A 503-nucleotide genomic window follows, 5' to 3' on the forward strand; every position below is an offset into this window, starting at 1 on the left:
GGTGCCCCTGGTGAGGGGCCAGCTCGTTTACAGGGAGGACCTGGACACCGCTCCGCAGCTCGCCCCCGGCTGCGTCGAGGTCCTGGTCCCGGTCGACCTCTCCAGCTCCGCCTGCGCCCTCCCCGGCTCTAAAGTCGACGTGTTCCTGCTGGACAAGGACGGGAACGTCGCGGGGGTGGTGGAGAACGTGCGGGTGACCAGGTGCCTCGACTCCCAGGGCAGGGACCTGGGGAGCTCCGGCGGGGGACCTGTGGACGTGGGCGGGCAGACCCCCCAGGCGGTGGGGGTAGAGGTGCCTGCCGACAAGGCCCAGGCGGTGGTAGCGGCCGCGGCGGCCAGGAGGGTCTACCTGGTGAAAGTCCCGCCCGCCGGGCAGGGCCAGGCGCAGCAGGCACCGCAGCAGGGGCAGTAGGGGGTCACGCGCGTGACCCCCCTTCTGTTTTTGAGGGAAACGGTAAAAAGGAGATTTTTTACCGCCAAAAGAGGAGAAACGGACTTCAAAT

At 68.2% G+C, this 503-nt stretch carries 1 protein-coding gene; it reads left to right on the plus strand.

The annotated features are described in order from the left end of the window. The coding region (locus DXX99_RS11605) for a hypothetical protein (protein ID WP_165847848.1) at positions 1-412 on the plus strand (412 nt) is incomplete at its 5' end. Positions 413-503: the final 91 nt, after the last annotated feature.

This window comes from Ammonifex thiophilus (assembly GCF_003368535.1).
GTDB lineage: Bacteria > Bacillota > Desulfotomaculia > Desulfotomaculales > Ammonificaceae > Ammonifex > Ammonifex thiophilus.